The organism is Pseudoalteromonas sp. SG41-5 (assembly GCF_014164495.1).
Taxonomy (GTDB): domain Bacteria; phylum Pseudomonadota; class Gammaproteobacteria; order Enterobacterales; family Alteromonadaceae; genus Pseudoalteromonas; species Pseudoalteromonas rhizosphaerae.
Genome location: NZ_JACJFH010000195.1, coordinates 1 through 2,559, shown reverse-complemented (window position 1 = coordinate 2,559; position 2,559 = coordinate 1). Strand labels below are relative to the sequence as shown.

Below are 2,559 nucleotides of genomic sequence, written 5' to 3'. Positions count from 1 at the left end.
AGTTTCAGTGCTTCTGCTTTAAATTCAGCAGAATGGAGAATACGTTTTTTCTTGTTTGTCATGGTTCACCTCATTAGTGATTGTACTCACTTAATTAGGTGTCCAAAACTGGTGGTGCGGATCACATTGTGAAATTCACTAATTTTTCTACTGTTAAGTAGGCAGCTTTTCAACGTAACTAATTATCAGTTATACTGATGATGAAATTCAATGATTATCAGTAATCTAAGCAGGATTAATAATCCTTAGTTTTGCTCCTTCGTTGTATATTCAACTAATAATTTCTGCTTGTAAACGAGGTTTGACAAAGGAGTCAATTATGAAAAGTCGTGAAGTTTCGCACTTTTTTCTTGGAAGAGTTTCTGATCATTTAAAATACAATTCCTTCCTTGAAGAGCGTTATGGTTTTGATGATGACATTCCTCTTTCAAAATTTTGCGAATCACAGGGAGAAGTTTTTATCGATCATGACTTCATGGAAATTGGATCAAGAGATCAGGAGTCTTCATTAGAAACTTTTTTTAAGCCGTATTCATATTCTGAGTATTGGCTGCATGATGTTATTAAAACAGCAGAGGAATTTGAATTATTAGATGCTAACGTGCTTCTATTTTTATCAAAGGAAGAAATTGATAGGCCAAGAACAGTCAAAGGTGATGGATTTGAATTGATATATATGGGTGAGTTTAGTTATCCCACTTAAAGTATGGAGAGCTATTCGGATAGCAATTTTATAGATATGGCTAAATAGTTTTATATGTATTGGGGTAGTATGAAATATTTCTCAAGTATTATGGCGTTGTTAATTTCGTTTCATCTTATTGCTCAAGAAATCAAAGTTAATTCAGGAAGTTATTCAGATTACTATCACATAAAATATGAACTTACTTCAGGCAAGTATTTTGTAAACACTGAATATGGACTCAATAAAGGGGGTCAATTTGAAGTATTTGTGCCAAAAGAGTACTTTCCGATCACGGCGCCAATGTGCAAAAAAAATATCATAATTCGTATGCCTTACTCTAACTCTGAAAAACGTAAACGTGCTCTTTACAACGCACTATTATTGTCAAAAACGATGACCGTTATATTAGAGCTAAATCCGTATGTTAAAGTCTTACAAAAAGAGCCATTACAGGTTGAGTTAGAAAACTGTAATGTATTTTTTAGGCATAAAGCGGGGGATTACTTTGATCAGCTCTAAAATACGTGATAGATAATTCACGCGGTTGATGCTTTACACACTTGAAAGTCTCTTAGTTTCTGTGTGAGTTAAAATTACTCAAAGATGACTTTAAGTCGTATATTTGATTAACTTACTTGATATATTTGACATAAATTTTAAGTGGAAACTTATATAAAAATTAGGATCGTAATGGAAAACTTAACGAATGAATCTTACACTTTTAAAGATATCGACGACAAAATTTTAATTTTAGATTATATAGGGGATTCAAAAGACGTTGTTATCCCTGATTATATTAATAACAAACCTGTGGTTGCAATTATGCGTGAAGCGTTTGACAATAAAAAGCTTGAAGCTGTTGTGTTACCAAAGTATTTAGAATTTATAGATGAAGCAAAACCAAATTAAAGAAATTGTTATTCCTGCTAGCGTTATAAAAATTGGTGGTGGGGCATTTGGACGTAATAAAATAGAAAAGCTGACTATTGAAGCGGAAATAGATTCTCTTCCTATGTTTTGTTTTGTCGGGAATAACATAGAAAACTTGACTATACCGGCTTCTGTAACGTCAATTAGTAATGATTGCTTCGGTGAAAATAAATATCTTAAAAAAGTTACTTTGCCTGAATGTTTATTAGAGGATAAAAAGAATATATTTGGTGGTTGTGATATCGACAACATTACTTTTATTCCAATTTAAAGAGCTCGATTTATAGAAAGACGAAGGTCTATAACTCTTTGTTACCTACATGGATGTGGGTAAGGGACGCGGTAGTTTAATTGCTCGATTTTTTACTTGGCCCACCAGGTTATAAATCTCGCGCCGCGATTACCCCCATATTGAACGAATTTTAATCCGCAAGGGGTGGGTTGAAGACAGGTTACTAGAATTGACTAAGGTATTTTGCATTGATGTATGTACTTATGCAGTCATGAGTAAATCAGAGCTCATCTTTTTTAACCAAGCGGTTGAACAATACCGAGAGCGCTTAGTAAGCATCAGTTGGTTTATGAAGATATTAAATGAAGACAGTGCCTGCCAGTAAAGCGAATAAAGAAGATAACTGCACAGGGCGCTTTTATTCGCTGCCATCCGTGGCGCTCACACTTCGGGCTGCCTAATGGCATTCAAATTTATTCTCTATAAATTTGTGGGAAGGATGCTTCAAGTCACAAGCGCTTCTTGATGAAGCTGCAGAGGCATTCTGTATGGTATATGTTGATTTAGACCCTATCAGGGCCAAAATGGTGCGTATTCTCATGACTTTGATCACCGATTCTCATCAGCTTTGATCACCTGATTTATCATTTTGTAGAGCCGTTTTTAAATTAGCTTAACTGATCATCATCAGTCAATTTATTTAACTGTTTTC

At 34.3% G+C, this 2,559-nt stretch carries 4 protein-coding genes and 1 pseudogene; all 5 read left to right on the top strand.

Annotation, left to right across the window (positions count from 1 at the left end; all coding sequences use genetic code 11):
* The first annotated feature begins 319 nt into the window (after nt 1-319).
* Nucleotides 320-703 carry an immunity 22 family protein gene (locus H5232_RS22840; protein WP_182768377.1) on the top strand — a complete coding sequence of 128 codons (384 nt, stop codon included), beginning with the start codon at nt 320-322 and terminating at the stop codon, nt 701-703.
* A gap of 69 nt (nt 704-772) precedes the next feature.
* The gene (locus tag H5232_RS22835; protein WP_182768376.1) at nt 773-1,204 is read left to right on the top strand and encodes a hypothetical protein; all 432 of its coding nucleotides are present in this window, start codon (nt 773-775) and stop codon (nt 1,202-1,204) included.
* Nucleotides 1,205-1,375: 171 nt separating this feature from the next.
* A complete protein-coding gene (locus tag H5232_RS23990; protein WP_220496123.1) occupies nt 1,376-1,594 on the top strand; it encodes a hypothetical protein in 219 nt (72 codons plus the stop codon).
* Nucleotides 1,575-1,886, top strand: coding sequence for a leucine-rich repeat domain-containing protein (locus H5232_RS23985; RefSeq protein WP_220496122.1), 312 nt, complete (start codon nt 1,575-1,577; stop codon nt 1,884-1,886). Before H5232_RS23990 ends, H5232_RS23985 begins: the two co-directional genes overlap by 20 nt.
* A gap of 115 nt (nt 1,887-2,001) precedes the next feature.
* Nucleotides 2,002-2,434 (top strand): annotated as a pseudogene (locus tag H5232_RS24425) (hypothetical protein); the annotation flags it as partial.
* Between the last annotated feature and the right edge of the window lie 125 nt (nt 2,435-2,559).

Bases quoted from the DNA above. Each gene is read 5' to 3' on its own strand.
- H5232_RS23990 (WP_220496123.1), top strand. From the start codon at position 1,376: ATGGAAAACTTAACGAATGAATCTTACACTTTTAAAGATATCGACGAC.
- H5232_RS22840 (WP_182768377.1), top strand. From the start codon at position 320: ATGAAAAGTCGTGAAGTTTCGCACTTTTTTCTTGGAAGAGTTTCTGAT.
- H5232_RS23985 (WP_220496122.1), top strand. From the start codon at position 1,575: ATGAAGCAAAACCAAATTAAAGAAATTGTTATTCCTGCTAGCGTTATA.
- H5232_RS22835 (WP_182768376.1), top strand. From the start codon at position 773: ATGAAATATTTCTCAAGTATTATGGCGTTGTTAATTTCGTTTCATCTT.